This window comes from Bacillus sp. GB_SG_008, assembly GCF_052038115.1.
GTDB lineage: Bacteria > Bacillota > Bacilli > Bacillales > Bacillaceae_G > Bacillus_A > Bacillus_A rhizoplanae.
The window spans coordinates 397,651-411,254 of the sequence record NZ_JBPZSK010000003.1 but is presented as its reverse complement, the minus strand read 5'-3'; the positions used below and the strand labels follow the sequence as shown (position 1 = coordinate 411,254).

The window sequence follows — 13,604 nt, the reverse complement described above, 5'->3', positions numbered from 1 at the left end:
GGATGATTACGGTGAATGGAGCGGGAGTATAATGCACACAGTTGTTCCTGTATGTTCTTTACTTTTAATCGTAATTTGACCATTATACATTTCAACGATTCTTTTACATACGACAAGGCCTAGTCCTGTTCCTGTATCTTTGTTTGTAAAAAATGGATGGAAAATATGTTTTTGGATGTGTTCTGGAATTCCTTTCCCTGTGTCTATAATACGTAATTGAGCTATATTTCCATTTGCTTCGGCTGTAATTGTCAATGTATCACCTAATGACATTGCCTCAAAAGCATTTTTTGTAATATTTAAAATAACTTGTTTGATATGATCATTTGAGCAACGAATAAGAATTGGATGTTCTGGCATATGTATGGAAATTTGAACATTATGTAAATTTGCCTCGGATTGAATAATTAACGAAACTTCTTTTACAATGTCTCTTAAATCATATGTTTTTTCAATAATAGCGGTTGGTTTTCCAAGGATAAGGAATTCACTGGCAATTTCATTAATCCTCTCAATTTCTTGTTCAATAACTGAGAAATAAAACTGGTCTTGTTCATTTGTATGTTTTTCTTTTAAAAGAGTAACAAGTCCTTTAATGCCTGTAAGAGGATTGCGGATTTCGTGAGCTGTACTTGCAGCAAAAGAGCCAACTAATTCCAGCTTTTGTACTTCATTTTGTTTTCTTTCCACTTTTGTTTGTCTTTTCAGAAGCATATACTTTATAACTAAAAATAAAATATTCATAAGAAATAATGTTATTAAAAATTCCGTAAAGACGTTCCGATATAAAACGGTTTGTTGAATAGGTAACGGATAAATAGTAACGCTCCACGGTAATCTTGTTAATGGAACAGTAATTTTTTTTGTGTTTTTTTGAGCAAATTTGTGATCATCATCTTGTAAAAATGAAATTCCCTGCTTATCAAGCACTTCAAAATGGTATTTTGGTTTGATTGCATTTAAAGATGCTGCAATATAGTCAAATCGTAAACTTGCTACGAGGAGTCCAGAAACATCTTTGTGCTTATTGAGAACAGGAGTAGAAATCACAATGACTTGATGTCCAGAAACACGATCAGTAAGTGCAGATGAAACCGTTGTCTGTTTATTTTTCAAAGTTTCTTGTGCATAAGAACGATCGGCGATATCAATATTTGTTTTTAAACTGGATGATGCTACTGTAATTTTAAAATCTGTATTCGCATAATACAGACCAGAAAAGCGAGGGTCTCTTTCACCTGCATTCTGTAGGACTTGTTGTATTTGGTTATTATCGTTCGCTTTTGCGCTAATAACCATGGCAAGCATTTCTAATGCAGATGTTGCTTCTCCTAGATAACGATCTAAATAGTCTCTATATAAAAATACGACCGTATGAGCTGCCTGTTCATTTTCGCGCTGCATTGTATATTTGTGATATGAAAAAAAGAGAGCGCTAATACCAAGGGTTGGCAATATAACAAATAAAATATATAAAAAAGTGTTGCGTAGTTTTATGTTCAAAATTGCTAACTCCTTTTTTTTATTTTCATTATATATAAACATTCTTAAATATGCAGTGTTTTTTATATATTTTTATTATTTTTTACTGTAATATATTTAAACCAGACGGTGTTTTTGAAATTCGATATAATATCATTATTTGAAAAGAAATTTAGTAAAGGATTGAAGAGCTATGACGTCTCAGTATGAAAAAGAAGATATTTCCAAATCATTAAAAGTATTTATCGCTTTATCGCGCGTACACCGTTCGGTTATGGATATTGCTAATAAATCTATTCAAAGTAACGGGTTAAATCCAACAGAGTTTGCAGTGCTAGAACTGTTATATCATAAGGGAGATCAACCGTTGCAACAAATTGGAGAAAGAATTTTAATTGCAAGCGGTAGTATTACGTATGTTGTTGATAAATTAGAGAAAAAAGGACTTGTAGAGCGAAAGCCTTGTCCAAATGATCGGCGTGTAATTTATGCTCATTTAACAGAATCAGGGATACAATTGATTTCCAATATTTTTCCGAATCATGAAAAAGTCATACATGAATCATTTCATATGTTAAAAAAGGATGAGAAAGATCAACTATTAACGTTGTTAAAGAAGATAGGGAAATATGAGAAATAAAAAAACTTTGAATGCACAGTTCAAAGTTTTTTTATTTCGCGGACAGTAAGCCCTCCGCTGATAGTTAGTTGGACATTATTTCTTACTTAAAGGACAGTATTATGGAATTTTCAATGTATCTCAAGTTTGAAATTAAAATGTATGAATTTTAAAATGCGTGTAGGATGAATTTTGCTGATGAATAAAGGGGATTTGCAAAATATATGGAATAATAGTACGAGAATGCTTTTAAGAAGAGAAAGGAGCTATTTGTATGTCATTTGAGAGTTATGAATACAAACGTCCAAATATGGACGAAGTGAAAGAAAGATTTACCGAAACTTTGCAGCAATTCAAGAATGCAAAAACAGCGGCAGAACAAAAGGCAGTGATTGCACATATTAATGCAATTCGCAATGACTTCAGCACTATGTATAACGTATGTTATATTCGTCACAGTATAGATACGACAGATGAATTCTATAAAGAAGAACAAGATTTCTTTGATGAGTATTCTCCAATTGTGAAAGGATATGTGACAAAGTATTACGAGGCATTAACACAGTCCCCATTTCGAAAACAATTAGAAGAATATTATGGTACGCAGCTCTTTGCACTTGCAGAGGCTGAAATGAAGACATATTCTGATGACGTGGTAGCAGATTTACAGTTAGAAAATAAATTATCTTCTCAATATACACAGTTATTAGCGGCAGCTAAAATTTTGTTTGAAGGAGAAGAGCGAACATTATCACAACTTGTTCCGTTTATGGAGCACACAGATCGTAATATGCGTAAACAAGCAAGTGAGGCATATTATGGTTTTTTAGCAGGACATGAGGAAGAGTTAGACCGTATTTATGATGAACTTGTAAAAGTAAGAACGGCAATTGCGAAGAAACTGGGCTTTAACAATTTTGTAGAGCTTGGATATGCAAGAATGTATCGTACTGACTATAATGCAGAGATGGTTGCAAATTTCCGTAAGCAAGTGCTTGATTACATTGTTCCTGTTGCAACAGAACTTAGACAAAGGCAACAGGCGCGCATTGGGGTAGAGAAACTTGCGTATTATGATGAGAATTTTGAATACGCATCTGGTAACGCTGTACCAAAAGGTGATGCGGATTGGATTGTGAACCACGGCAAAACAATGTATAGAGAACTATCAGAAGAAACAAATGAATTTTTTAACTTTATGTTAGAAAATAATTTACTTGATCTTGTAGCGAAAAAAGGAAAAGCTGGCGGAGGCTATTGTACATATATTGAAAACTATAAAGCACCTTTTATTTTCTCAAATTTTAACGGAACGTCTGGTGATATTGATGTGTTAACGCACGAAGCAGGACATGCTTTCCAAGTATATGAAAGCCGCCGTTATGAAATTCCAGAGTATAATTGGCCGACGTATGAGGCATGTGAAATTCATTCGATGAGCATGGAGTTTTTCACATGGCCGTGGATGAAATTATTCTTTGAAGAAGATACGGAGAAATATTACTTCTCGCACTTAAGTTCAGCTTTACTATTTTTACCATATGGTGTATCTGTTGATGAATTCCAGCATTTTGTATATGAACATCCAGAAGCATCACCAACTGAGCGTAAAGCAGCTTGGCGTGAGATTGAAAGAAAGTACTTACCGCACCGTGATTATGAAGAAAATGATTATTTAGAGCGCGGAGGCTTTTGGCAACGTCAAGCGCATATTTACAATTCACCATTTTATTATATTGATTATACGTTAGCACAAATTTGTGCGCTTCAATTTTGGAAACGCTCTAGAGAGAATCGTCAAGAAGCATGGGGAGATTATGTTCATCTTTGCCGTCAAGGCGGAAGTAAATCATTCTTACAATTAGTTGAAACGGCAAATTTAACTTCTCCATTTGCTGATGGATGTGTGAAGGGCGTTATCGATGAAATTCATGCGTGGTTAGATGGAGTAGATGACACAAAATTGTAAAAAATATACACTGTTTTTTATGAATTTGCAATCGACACATGTTTGGAAAAATGAGATAATAAAAGAAAATTTAGAATAATTTAAAAAGAGGTGTTTCTTTAGAAGAAGCGCCTCTTTTTAACCAAATAGGAGGGAGAAATATGGTGCAATCTTATGCAAATATGAACATGGAGACGTTGTTACGAGGAATGTCGTCTACAAGACAGATGCTTTTATCAGAAATTGAAATGTTAACAGATACAGAAATTAATACGAAACCGCGCCGTGATAAATGGAGCATTATGCAAGTTTTACATCACCTTCACCTTAGTGAACAATCTGTTACATCCGCAATTGTATATGCACTTCATAAAAACGAAAGAAAAGTTGTTCCACTACAAGACCTTCAAGTTACACTCGATCGAACAAGAAAGAGAGAAGCCCCTCAGCAAATGCAACCAACAGAAACGTTAATGAAAAAAGCACAAATGATTCAATTGCTGCAAAGTTCAAGAGAAAAGCTTTTGCATGTTCTTCATAGTATTGTTAATGAAAAAGAACTATTTGAAAAATCGCTCAAACACCCTATATTTGATGAGCTTAATTTATATCAATGGGTACAATTTTTAGATTTACATGAACAACGTCATCTTACACAGTTAAAAGAAGCGAAACATTCAATTTTGCAAAGATAAAGTGAAACTTCCATCAGTGGTGTCCTGATGGAAGTTTTTTTATGAATGATTTAGAGTACTTGCAGGCGACATGCACCACTGTTGTTTCAATTTCCATGAATTTTCTACCACTTCACGTATGTATATTCCTACTTTATATGTTGGAACATATATAAGGACATCTTAAAAGGAGTTGAGATAATGGGAAATAAAAAGAAGGAGCAAGAACGACAATGGAAAGCGCGAAAAGAACATCAGCAGCCACATGGGAAAGTGAAGACTTTTGCAGAACTTGTGGATGAAACGAAAAAACCGTGATGCAGTTGCATCACGGTTTTTCTGTTAAAGGAAATGTAAGGAGGAAAGATGTTCCAACATTTTTCTTGCTAGAGATATCAATTTTTCCGTTCATTGCTTTTATAACGCTAAACACAACCATCATTCCAAGACCTGTACCCTTTTCTTTTGTAGAGTAAAAAGGAGAACCGAGGCGTTTTACTTGTTCGTTGTTCATACCAATTCCGGTATCTTGAATATGTAATTGGATGTGTTTATGAGCGGGTGTTAAGGTAAATGTAAGGTCTCCGCCGTTTGGCATCGCTTCAATGCAATTTTTTACAATGTTTAAAAGACATTGATTCAGCTTTTGTTTTTCTCCCGTTATGTAAAATATTTTACTTTGTTTCGTATAATGAATACGAACGTTAGAAAGGTTCGCTAATGGTGTCATGAGCGTAAGAGCATGAAGTAATTCTTTTTCTAACTGTAAAGCTTGTACTTTTTCAATACTTGGTTTTGCGAATGTTAAATAGTCTGTTAATACAAGGTTGGCTTGATCAATACCGCGTATAGCGATGTCTAAATACAGCAGTTTGTCTTGTTCTGAGTAGTTTTTCGATTGTAGCAATTGAAGAAATCCTCTCGTTGATGTAAGAGGGTTTCGGATTTCATGGGAGATTGAAGCAGCCATCTCACCAATTAATTGAAATTTCTCAGCATTTACAAGTTCTTTTGCAAGACGAACTTGCGATTGTAATACGTCCATTAAGTATAAAATTAAAATAGTTCCTATGATTGCGCATAATTCGTATGTAATGATATAAGGTATATAGTTCGTTGGATTTGGAGCCATAGATAGAAAATAAGGAATCCAAACGATGCCAAAAATCAGGCAGTAAAAAAAAGCTAAATACATTTTTGGTCTTATTTTTCCTTTTACATATGTTTTGTATGTTGCAATAAGAGAAATGTACAAAGCGATAGATGCTATGAAAGAAGGCAGGGCACCGCTCCCGCCAATAAAAAAACGATAAAGATTCATAACACTAAAAATTATACCACCTGCTACTGGGCCACCAGATAATGTTCCGACAATTAGCACGATATGCCGGAAGTCGAATTGAAATCCAAAGTCAACTTTTGCAGCAAATGACATACAGAGAATAGTGGTAATGCTGCAAGAGAGGACAAATACAAACGAATTGAGCTTCGGAGAGTGATTTCCTTTTTCGCTCCAAAATAAATGATAAATTAACATTGTAACCAGAATAAACAATATATTTAAGAAGAGGTACATAATAAAAACCTTCAGCTATAAAACCTCCTTGTTGTGAGAAGTGAAAGATGCGACATCTAAAATTATCATACTATTAATATGAAAGAAAATGAAATGTTATTTTTAGAAAAAATAGAAAAAACAGACGTTTCCCACTCATACACCTGCTATGTTACAATGAAAGATGCAAATTGAAGAAGACAGTCCATGCATAGCATGGGAGAGGTTCGCGAACTCCCTCTATAAAAAACTAAGGAGAGAACAATATTCTTTATATATTGTTTTGTTTTTTTTAGTATGAAAGTTCAAGAACGCTCTTTCTTCTTGTAATCGAAAAAAGAGGAGAATGAGTGAAATGAAAAAGGAAAAAGCAGTTGTTGTTTTTAGCGGCGGTCAAGATAGTACAACATGTTTATTTTGGGCGCTTGAACAGTTTGAAGAAGTAGAAACAGTAACGTTTAATTATAATCAGCGCCATAAACTTGAAATTGACTGTGCGGCTGAAATTGCAAAAGAATTAGGTGTGAAGCATACCGTACTTGATATGAGCTTGTTAAATCAGCTTGCTCCTAATGCGTTAACACGTACAGATATGGAAATTACACATGAAGATGGTGAGTTGCCGTCGACATTTGTGGATGGACGTAACTTATTGTTCTTATCGTTTGCAGCTGTGTTAGCTAAACAAGTAGGAGCGCGTCATATCGTAACAGGCGTGTGTGAAACAGATTTTAGCGGGTATCCAGATTGCCGTGATGTGTTTGTGAAATCGTTAAATGTTACATTAAATTTATCAATGGATTATCCATTTGTTATTCATACACCGCTTATGTGGATTGATAAAGCAGAAACGTGGAAATTGGCAGATGAACTTGGGGCATTTGAGTTTGTTCGTGAAAAAACGTTAACGTGTTATAACGGGATTATTGGTGATGGTTGCGGTGAATGTCCAGCGTGTCAGCTTCGTAAAGCAGGACTTGATAAATATGTACAAGAGCGTAAAGGAGCGAAAGCATAATGACACAAGACTTCTTTGGATTTCGCATTGTTGAAAATCTACAAAAAATCGATCAAGACATTGATCGTAAGCAACTAAAGTATCATAATAAGCGTGTTATGGTTAGTAAAGAATTTACGTTTGATGCTGCACATCATCTACACTGTTATGAAGGGAAATGTAAAAACCTTCATGGACATACGTATAAAGTAATTTTCGGAATTAGTGGTTATGTCAATGAAATTGGCCTAGCGATTGATTTTGGTGATATAAAAGAAATTTGGAAAAATGAAATTGAAATATATTTAGATCATCGTTACTTAAATGAAACACTTCCAGCAATGAATACAACTGCTGAAAATATGGTTGTATGGATTTTTGAGAAAATGGAAGAGGCGCTAACAAAAGGTGATCGACAAAATGAATATAAAGGAGCGCGTGTTGAGTTTGTGCGCTTATTTGAAACACCAACAAGTTATGCAGAAGTAAGACGGGAGTGGATGATCGGTGAGTAACATTCCTGTGTTAGAGATTTTCGGGCCGACAATTCAAGGAGAAGGAATGGTTGTTGGACAAAAAACAATGTTTGTTCGCACAGCTGGTTGTGATTATAGCTGCGCATGGTGTGATTCTGCGTTTACATGGGATGGTTCTGCGAAAGAGCAAATTCGTCAAATGCCGCCAGAAGAAATTTTTTCTGAACTGGTGCAAATTGGTGGTGAAAATTTCTCGCATGTAACGATTTCAGGTGGGAATCCAGCGTTGTTGAAACATTTAGGAGAATTGATTTCTTTACTAAAAAAGAAAGGGATTCGTACAGCAATTGAAACGCAAGGAAGTAAATGGCAAGATTGGTTACTTCATATAGATGAGGTAACAATTTCACCAAAGCCACCGAGTTCAAAGATGACAACGGATTTTGTTATGTTGGATTCAATCATTGATAAGCTAGAAGGAAAGGAATTTAGTTTAAAAGTGGTTGTATTTGACGATCGAGATTTTGTATACGCAAAAGAGGTACATGAACGTTATCCGCACGTTCCGTTCTTCTTACAAGTTGGAAATGATGATACGCAGACGACAGATGATGCATCGTTAATTCAACGTCTGCTTACAAAATATGAATGGCTCATTGACAAAGCAGTACAATGTAAGGAAATGAATGACGCGAAAGTATTGCCGCAACTTCACGCTTTAGTGTGGGGCAATAAACGCGGTGTATAATTACTGTATGAATGAAGGGAGATTTTAAGATGGCTGGAAGACAAGATGAAGATTTGAAAGATGTAACATTACTGGGAAATCAAAATACAAAATATTTATTTGAATATAGCCCGGAAATTTTAGAAACGTTTGATAATAATCACCCGAACCGTGATTATTTTGTAAAATTTAATTGTCCGGAGTTTACAAGCTTATGCCCGAAAACGGGACAACCAGATTTTGCGACAATTTACATTAGCTACATTCCAGAGCAAAAAATGGTGGAGAGTAAATCGTTAAAGTTATATTTATTTAGTTTCCGCAATCATGGAGACTTTCATGAAGATTGTATGAATGTAATTATGAATGACTTAATTAAACTAATGGATCCTCGCTATATTGAAGTATGGGGTAAATTTACACCACGTGGTGGTATTTCTATTGATCCATATTGTAACTATGGACGTCCTGGTACAAAATATGAAAAAATGGCTGAATATCGTTTAATGAATCATGATTTATATCCAGAAACAGTAGATAATCGCTAAAGAAAAAAGAGGCAGCTTTGTAGGCTGCCTCTTTTTTCTAGTATTCTATGCATGTTGCGTAATAATTGTATAGTTTTTATGATTGACAACAGTAAGCGGTTCCATATCTAACTCTCTAAAATTATCCATAATTGTTATATCTACAATAACAGAGTTTTTATTTACTTTTTGAACTCGCCCTTGTAAACCGTCTTTGAATTCAATGATATCTCCAGCTTCTGCGATTTTCATAAGCAACTCTCCTTGTTACATTTTTACGAAAAAGAGAACAAGATTCGTTCTTTTTGTATTTTTCTTTATTTTGAACGATATTTCATCTTTTGTAAATGTTTCCATGAAAATTTTTTGAAAAAAATACTAATTTTTCACAAGAAATTCATAGTAGGAAACTCATATTCATAATTGTAACATGTATGTAAGAAACTCATATTCATAATTGTAACATGAGTATATGGGAGTATAATGAAACGGGGGGCGATAAAATGGCACTTGAGATTGTGGGGAGCTTGATAGCTATTCTTTTATTTCTGTTTGCATATACGAAATTAAAAATGATTCGAGAACATGAAACATACATATACTATGAGGGAGTTGATAGTGTATCTTCTTTTTCTAGTCATGAAGATGGGAGCACTGAATGAGACCTGTATGGATTTGTAATAATATAATGTGAAGCATGTTGAACGGAGAGTGAGAAAGATGCAAATTTCTTTCATAAGTCATGGACGCTCTAGTGTTCACAAAAAAGCGATTACAGTACGAGAATTTCAAGAATGGCTGCAAAGATATGAAGATGAAGATATTATGAGAGACACAGACATTCCAAGTAAAACGCTCGAAGTGATTGAAGCCTCCAAGTTTATAGTGGCAAGTGATCAAAAAAGAGCTGTTCAATCAGCAACAATGTTGACTAACAATATTACTTTTATTCAGAATCCACTTTTTCGCGAAGCTGCTATTCCTTCTATTTTACCTGTACCAAGATGGATGAAATATAAACCGAATGTATGGATGTTTTTAGGTCGCGCATTTTGGATGGTCGGTTATTCGAAGAATGTTGAATCATACTTAGAAGTACAAAAAAGAGCGAAGCAAGCAGCGGATGTATTGATCGGATATGCAAATGTATATCAGCGAGTTGCTCTTATTGGACATAGTTATTTTAATACGATGATTGGTAAGGAGCTGCGTGCTCGAGGATGGCATGGACCGCTGCTGTTTCAGACGAAACCGTGGGGGTGTACAATTTATACTTTTCACGAAGTAAGAGAAGGAAATGTATTTGTAACGTATACATGAAGCAAAATAGGCGTAATGCCTCGTGTATAATACAAAGGCACAATCATTATTTCATGATTGTGCCTTTGTATTATACACGCTTAATTAAATGAGCATATGGTTCGCCTACGAGCGTAATTGTGTTATCTTGTTTATAACCAAGCTTTTTATAGAGAGAAAATGCAGGCTTATTTTCTAAGTTTACTAACAATGAAATTTTTTTATGTCCTTTTTCTCGAGCGTGTGTTTCAGCTGCAAGGATTAAATTTGAACCAATACCTTGTCCACCATGTGTGGATGAAACAGACAAGGTATCAATATAATATTCATCTTCTTCGGCTTCTTTTTCTAATATAATAGAAGAATCTTGTTTCACTTTTCGTAATCGTTTTACAATTGGGGCATCTAGCTTTGTTGCTTCACTTCCGTGGTAGGTTACAATAACACCAACTGCATTTCCATTACGCTCTTCAACGAAACAATTTTCATAACTGAGTCGGTTTTGTTTTTTTGTAAACCAATACTCTAAACCTTCTAGAACTTCGGTTTCAGTTGTACTACCTGTTAATTTTTCAGCAACTTCATGCAGTGCGTTGTACAATAAAGGAGATATTGCTTTAGTATCTGTTTGTTTTGCTTTCCGAATCATGTTATCCCTCCTGGTTGTCCGTTTTATTGTATCATAAGAGTTAGCATGATAAGAAATGATTTGCTATATTAGAAGGATATATTCAGAAGTAGTCGTGAGATAAAGTGAAACTTCCATCAGTAGGTTTTTTTCAGCCCCACTGATGGTTAGTTGAACCAATCGGGCTTTTACGGGCAGTTGTCCCCACCTATCTTCCTCGCTTCTCTCTAAATCTTGAGGAGGGGGTCTTACTGCCCACGAATAGCGGGATAAAATACTACAGAGAGGTGATTGGCATGGATAAACAACAAGTAAATATGATCTTAGATCAACTTAAAAATAAAGAAATAGAAGAATATGTTGTAACAAAAGAAGTCTTTTATACGTTTCGTGAAGTTTTAGTAGAACGCCAAGATTTTAAACATTTTCGCGGTAACGCACAGGGCGGGGGAGAAATTATCTATACATATATGGAAATGCCTCGTTCGTAAGTCAATTACCTGCTACTTAAACGCTAATGTATTTGTTTGCTAATTAAAACAAGTAAATTCTTTTTTTGAAAGTTATTGTCTACCTAAAGAAGATAGGTATGCGATAACTGCCAAAAAGGGTGAGATAAAGATAAGGAGGGAAGCTTATATGGGAGAGTTTAAGCAAGGAATACTTCCGCATTGGGATTATTTTTGGAAAGATGAGAAAGGAAGAAAATTTGTTGGGATGGTTATGTTTCCTGAAAAGCGAAAGCGAATCAAGGAGATCATTCAACAACTAAGAACAGCATATGAACAAGAACAAACTGTACTTGTAGCAGCTAAACTTCAAAATTCTATTCAAAAAGTTAAAGGTACGATTGCGTATTTCGATGACGAATCACCTATTTTTACGATGCAATGTAAAGATGAAAATTTCTATCATATATTTGTGAAGGACATTGTGTACGTAAAAAATAATGAATAGGAGTCGTTTTTTGTGTTTTTTTTGCGCGTACATATATTTACAATATGTTGCGCATTTTTCTTTTTCATAGCATCAGTAAATAGAATGTCATTTCATTATTTTTCTTCTTTTTGTTGTGAATGACCCAGAAATATACAAAAAAAGGATAGATTGTGAGTTTTTTAGTAATGAATATTAAAAAGAAAATCTCTTATTTGAATGTAACTGCCTCTTTTAAAAAAAGTAAGAGGTGCATCATATAGAAAATGTGTAACCGGTTTCGAACAGTTTCTAATAAGGAAACTGTTCGTTTTTTTATGACAAATGACCGATAGATTTCGGAGGTATGTTTCTTTTTTTGACAATGTTATACTGTTAACTTTTTTGGAAATGTAGGTAAATCCGTTGACAACTTTTTTGAAATACACTTTATTGACATGCGTTTTAGAATGTTGTTTCATATTCTTTGTATTGTAAAAAGATCGGCCTTTTTTGTCGAAAAAATAAATTTTAAAATAAAAAGAAATTATACATATATCTTGTGTCCTTTTTTAAAAAGTAATACAATATATGGAGAATTCATCACGAACGAACATGATGTGAAAAGATGTAAGAGGGGGGTCGGAGATGTTAGTTGCATATGATTCTATGACAGGAAACGTGAAGCGTTTCATCCACAAATTAAATATGCCGGCCGTTCAAATTAATGAAAATCTCGTATTAGATGAAGAATTTGTCCTTATTACGTATACAACAGGTTTTGGAAATGTACCGGAACGTGTTTTGAAATTTTTAGAACGTAATCACGAACGCTTAAAAGGAGTATCTGCAAGCGGGAATCGCAATTGGGGAGATATGTTTGGGGCAAGCGCAGACAAGATTGCAACGAGATATGAGGTGCCGATTGTATCGAAATTTGAGTTATCTGGAACAAATAAAGATGTAGAATTTTTTAAAGAGAGGGTGCTGGAGATTGCGACACATTGAATTGAATAATGAGCTTACGCAAATGCAGGACGGATTCTATCAGCTGCACAAAGATAAAGAAGCATTAGCAGCCTTTATGGAAGAGGCGAAAGAGAATACCGTTCATTTTGATAGCGTGGCAGAACGCATCAAGTATATGTTGGAGAACGATTACTACTATGATGTGTTAAGCGAATATAAGATGGACGAGATAGAAGCTGTATATGATATCACATATGGCGAAAACTTCGAGTTTCAATCTTATATGGCAGCATCTAAGTTTTATAAAGATTATGCGTTAAAAACGAATGATCAAAAACGATACTTAGAAAGCTATCCAGATCGCGTAGCAATCGTATCGTTATACTTAGGACGAGGAAACGTCGAGAAAGCAAAGCAATTCGCAAGTATGATTGTAAAACAAAACTATCAACCAGCGACACCAACCTTTTTAAATGCGGGAAGAAGCAGAAGAGGAGAAATGGTGTCTTGTTTCTTGTTAGAGATGGATGATAGCTTAAACTCAATTGGATTTAATATTAATACAGCGATGCAGTTATCAAAAATCGGCGGCGGTGTAGCGCTTAACTTGAGCAAGCTGCGCGCGCGCGGTGAACAAATTAAAGGTATCGAGAACGCGGCAAGCGGTGTTGTACCAGTTATGAAATTACTTGAAGATTCGTTTTCGTATGCGAATCAGTTGGGTTAACTTATGGCTCAACTATAAAACCGGGTCAATTGCTGGAACGCCTGAGTATATCGAGGTAGGA

17 protein-coding genes, 1 pseudogene and 1 riboswitch are annotated in these 13,604 nt (G+C 34.8%); of the genes and pseudogenes, 14 read left to right on the top strand and 4 right to left on the bottom strand.

The window, feature by feature from the left end; genetic code table 11:
- Window positions 1-6: 6 nt before the first annotated feature.
- Window positions 7-1,503, bottom strand: a complete 1,497-nt coding sequence (locus ACTDJC_RS09850) for an ATP-binding protein (protein ID WP_440603257.1) — start codon at window positions 1,501-1,503, stop codon at window positions 7-9.
- A 172-nt stretch (window positions 1,504-1,675) separates the two neighbouring features.
- Here ACTDJC_RS09850 and ACTDJC_RS09845 point away from each other — a divergent pair, with 172 nt between their 5' ends.
- The 4 genes from ACTDJC_RS09845 (at window position 1,676) to ACTDJC_RS09830 (ending at window position 5,041) form a co-directional block, all read left to right on the top strand.
- The gene (locus ACTDJC_RS09845; RefSeq protein WP_429709159.1) at window positions 1,676-2,122 is read left to right on the top strand and encodes a MarR family winged helix-turn-helix transcriptional regulator; all 447 of its coding nucleotides are present in this window, start codon (window positions 1,676-1,678) and stop codon (window positions 2,120-2,122) included.
- 253 nt (window positions 2,123-2,375) lie between these two features.
- On the top strand, window positions 2,376-4,070 hold the full coding sequence (locus ACTDJC_RS09840; RefSeq protein WP_440603256.1) for a M3 family oligoendopeptidase: 1,695 nt from the start codon (window positions 2,376-2,378) through the stop codon (window positions 4,068-4,070).
- A 140-nt stretch (window positions 4,071-4,210) separates the two neighbouring features.
- Window positions 4,211-4,744 carry a DinB family protein gene (locus tag ACTDJC_RS09835; RefSeq protein ID WP_098309569.1) on the top strand — a complete coding sequence of 178 codons (534 nt, stop codon included), beginning with the start codon at window positions 4,211-4,213 and terminating at the stop codon, window positions 4,742-4,744.
- Window positions 4,745-4,924: 180 nt separating this feature from the next.
- Window positions 4,925-5,041 carry a DUF6254 family protein gene (locus ACTDJC_RS09830; protein ID WP_098309568.1) on the top strand — a complete coding sequence of 39 codons (117 nt, stop codon included), beginning with the start codon at window positions 4,925-4,927 and terminating at the stop codon, window positions 5,039-5,041.
- Window positions 5,042-5,051: 10 nt separating this feature from the next.
- Here ACTDJC_RS09830 and ACTDJC_RS09825 read toward each other — a convergent pair whose 3' ends face one another.
- Window positions 5,052-6,260: an ATP-binding protein gene (locus tag ACTDJC_RS09825; RefSeq protein WP_440603468.1), complete on the bottom strand. Its 1,209-nt coding sequence runs from the start codon at window positions 6,258-6,260 to the stop codon at window positions 5,052-5,054.
- A gap of 234 nt (window positions 6,261-6,494) precedes the next feature.
- Window positions 6,495-6,538: riboswitch (PreQ1 riboswitch) on the top strand.
- A gap of 95 nt (window positions 6,539-6,633) precedes the next feature.
- On the opposite strand from ACTDJC_RS09825, the gene queC reads away from it, so the two are divergent.
- The 4 genes from queC to queF are packed head-to-tail and all read left to right on the top strand — an operon-like array spanning window position 6,634 to window position 9,026.
- Complete coding sequence (gene queC / locus ACTDJC_RS09820; RefSeq protein ID WP_098309567.1) at window positions 6,634-7,296, top strand: 7-cyano-7-deazaguanine synthase QueC; 663 nt, start codon at window positions 6,634-6,636, stop codon at window positions 7,294-7,296.
- Window positions 7,296-7,790, top strand: coding sequence for a 6-carboxytetrahydropterin synthase QueD (queD, locus tag ACTDJC_RS09815; RefSeq protein ID WP_098309566.1), 495 nt, complete (start codon window positions 7,296-7,298; stop codon window positions 7,788-7,790). The genes queC and queD overlap by 1 nt, the downstream gene beginning before the upstream one ends.
- Window positions 7,783-8,499 (top strand): 7-carboxy-7-deazaguanine synthase QueE, encoded by a 717-nt coding sequence (queE, locus tag ACTDJC_RS09810; protein ID WP_098309565.1) that lies wholly within the window; start codon window positions 7,783-7,785, stop codon window positions 8,497-8,499. Before queD ends, queE begins: the two co-directional genes overlap by 8 nt.
- Window positions 8,500-8,528: 29 nt before the next feature.
- Window positions 8,529-9,026 carry a preQ(1) synthase gene (queF, locus tag ACTDJC_RS09805; protein ID WP_098309564.1) on the top strand — a complete coding sequence of 166 codons (498 nt, stop codon included), beginning with the start codon at window positions 8,529-8,531 and terminating at the stop codon, window positions 9,024-9,026.
- Between the two features lie 45 nt (window positions 9,027-9,071).
- Here queF and ACTDJC_RS09800 read toward each other — a convergent pair whose 3' ends face one another.
- The gene (locus tag ACTDJC_RS09800; protein WP_098309563.1) at window positions 9,072-9,257 is read right to left on the bottom strand and encodes a YkvS family protein; all 186 of its coding nucleotides are present in this window, start codon (window positions 9,255-9,257) and stop codon (window positions 9,072-9,074) included.
- 251 nt (window positions 9,258-9,508) lie between these two features.
- Here ACTDJC_RS09800 and ACTDJC_RS09795 point away from each other — a divergent pair, with 251 nt between their 5' ends.
- Together ACTDJC_RS09795 and ACTDJC_RS09790 are read left to right on the top strand one after the other, a co-directional pair.
- Window positions 9,509-9,667: a hypothetical protein gene (locus ACTDJC_RS09795; RefSeq protein ID WP_098309562.1), complete on the top strand. Its 159-nt coding sequence runs from the start codon at window positions 9,509-9,511 to the stop codon at window positions 9,665-9,667.
- A gap of 58 nt (window positions 9,668-9,725) precedes the next feature.
- A complete protein-coding gene (locus tag ACTDJC_RS09790; RefSeq protein WP_253629043.1) occupies window positions 9,726-10,325 on the top strand; it encodes a histidine phosphatase family protein in 600 nt (199 codons plus the stop codon).
- Between the two features lie 70 nt (window positions 10,326-10,395).
- Here ACTDJC_RS09790 and ACTDJC_RS09785 read toward each other — a convergent pair whose 3' ends face one another.
- Window positions 10,396-10,953 carry a GNAT family N-acetyltransferase gene (locus tag ACTDJC_RS09785; RefSeq protein ID WP_440603255.1) on the bottom strand — a complete coding sequence of 186 codons (558 nt, stop codon included), beginning with the start codon at window positions 10,951-10,953 and terminating at the stop codon, window positions 10,396-10,398.
- 275 nt (window positions 10,954-11,228) lie between these two features.
- Between ACTDJC_RS09785 and ACTDJC_RS09780 the strand changes: the two genes are divergently transcribed.
- The 4 genes and pseudogenes from ACTDJC_RS09780 to ACTDJC_RS09765 all read left to right on the top strand — a co-directional run.
- Window positions 11,229-11,423 carry an abortive phage infection protein gene (locus ACTDJC_RS09780; RefSeq protein ID WP_253629045.1) on the top strand — a complete coding sequence of 65 codons (195 nt, stop codon included), beginning with the start codon at window positions 11,229-11,231 and terminating at the stop codon, window positions 11,421-11,423.
- 148 nt (window positions 11,424-11,571) lie between these two features.
- Window positions 11,572-11,889: a hypothetical protein gene (locus ACTDJC_RS09775; RefSeq protein ID WP_440603254.1), complete on the top strand. Its 318-nt coding sequence runs from the start codon at window positions 11,572-11,574 to the stop codon at window positions 11,887-11,889.
- 606 nt (window positions 11,890-12,495) lie between these two features.
- Entirely contained in the window at window positions 12,496-12,855 is a 360-nt protein-coding gene (gene nrdI / locus ACTDJC_RS09770; RefSeq protein WP_242217049.1) for a class Ib ribonucleoside-diphosphate reductase assembly flavoprotein NrdI, read from the top strand.
- Window positions 12,842-13,540 (top strand): annotated as a pseudogene (locus tag ACTDJC_RS09765) (ribonucleotide reductase N-terminal alpha domain-containing protein); the annotation flags it as partial. The gene nrdI and the pseudogene ACTDJC_RS09765, both read left to right, overlap by 14 nt.
- Between the last annotated feature and the right edge of the window lie 64 nt (window positions 13,541-13,604).

What these genes read in the sequence shown, in the direction of transcription:
- ACTDJC_RS09840 (WP_440603256.1), top strand. Translation starts at nt 2,376, where the DNA reads ATGTCATTTGAGAGTTATGAATACAAACGTCCAAATATGGACGAAGTG.
- ACTDJC_RS09835 (WP_098309569.1), top strand. Translation starts at nt 4,211, where the DNA reads ATGGTGCAATCTTATGCAAATATGAACATGGAGACGTTGTTACGAGGA.
- ACTDJC_RS09830 (WP_098309568.1), top strand. Translation starts at nt 4,925, where the DNA reads ATGGGAAATAAAAAGAAGGAGCAAGAACGACAATGGAAAGCGCGAAAA.
- ACTDJC_RS09775 (WP_440603254.1), top strand. Translation starts at nt 11,572, where the DNA reads ATGGGAGAGTTTAAGCAAGGAATACTTCCGCATTGGGATTATTTTTGG.
- ACTDJC_RS09790 (WP_253629043.1), top strand. Translation starts at nt 9,726, where the DNA reads ATGCAAATTTCTTTCATAAGTCATGGACGCTCTAGTGTTCACAAAAAA.
- queD (WP_098309566.1), top strand. Translation starts at nt 7,296, where the DNA reads ATGACACAAGACTTCTTTGGATTTCGCATTGTTGAAAATCTACAAAAA.
- queC (WP_098309567.1), top strand. Translation starts at nt 6,634, where the DNA reads ATGAAAAAGGAAAAAGCAGTTGTTGTTTTTAGCGGCGGTCAAGATAGT.
- ACTDJC_RS09780 (WP_253629045.1), top strand. Translation starts at nt 11,229, where the DNA reads ATGGATAAACAACAAGTAAATATGATCTTAGATCAACTTAAAAATAAA.
- ACTDJC_RS09785 (WP_440603255.1), bottom strand. Translation starts at nt 10,953, where the DNA reads ATGATTCGGAAAGCAAAACAAACAGATACTAAAGCAATATCTCCTTTA.
- nrdI (WP_242217049.1), top strand. Translation starts at nt 12,496, where the DNA reads ATGTTAGTTGCATATGATTCTATGACAGGAAACGTGAAGCGTTTCATC.
- ACTDJC_RS09845 (WP_429709159.1), top strand. Translation starts at nt 1,676, where the DNA reads ATGACGTCTCAGTATGAAAAAGAAGATATTTCCAAATCATTAAAAGTA.
- queF (WP_098309564.1), top strand. Translation starts at nt 8,529, where the DNA reads ATGGCTGGAAGACAAGATGAAGATTTGAAAGATGTAACATTACTGGGA.
- ACTDJC_RS09800 (WP_098309563.1), bottom strand. Translation starts at nt 9,257, where the DNA reads ATGAAAATCGCAGAAGCTGGAGATATCATTGAATTCAAAGACGGTTTA.
- ACTDJC_RS09795 (WP_098309562.1), top strand. Translation starts at nt 9,509, where the DNA reads ATGGCACTTGAGATTGTGGGGAGCTTGATAGCTATTCTTTTATTTCTG.
- ACTDJC_RS09825 (WP_440603468.1), bottom strand. Translation starts at nt 6,260, where the DNA reads ATGTTAATTTATCATTTATTTTGGAGCGAAAAAGGAAATCACTCTCCG.